The 499-nt window shown below is 60.6% G+C and carries 1 protein-coding gene; it reads left to right on the top strand.

Annotated elements, in window-relative coordinates:
• The coding region (locus GO009_RS17430; protein WP_163627977.1) for a PKD domain-containing protein at window positions 1-499 on the top strand (499 nt) is incomplete at both ends.

Here is a 499-nt window from a genome sequence, read left to right as displayed (position 1 = left end):
CGGGCAGCGTACTTCTGGAACTKACGGGCCCTGTTTCGGCCACCCAGCGGGAGGGCGTAGCGCCCTACGCGTTGTTCGGCGACCTATCGGGCGATTACAACGAGAGGGACCTTCCGTTGGGGAACTATACCCTTACGGCCACGGCCTATAATGGGAGCGGTTCGAGCAGCGGGGTCATGGGCCAACCCCTGAGCGTGAACTTTTCCTTGGTGACTGGGGCGGATGGGATGCCCGTTGCGATGGCAACCGCCGATGTGGAGACCGGGGAGGCTCCATTGACCGTAAATTTCACGGGAAGCGATTCTACGGACGATGTAGGCATAATCTCCTACGAGTGGGACTTCGGGGACGGCAGTGCGCCCTCCAACGAGGCGGACCCCGTCCATACCTATACGGCAGCGGGCAGTTATGATGCGATGCTGACGGTGACCGATGGCGATGGTCAGACGGACACGGACACCATAACCATAATCGCAAATACGGTGCAGARCGATCCCCC

Source organism: Allomuricauda sp. TY007, assembly GCF_010468565.1.
GTDB lineage: Bacteria > Bacteroidota > Bacteroidia > Flavobacteriales > Flavobacteriaceae > Flagellimonas.
Note: the sequence above shows the minus strand (reverse complement) of the source record. Positions and strands in the feature narration are given on the sequence as shown.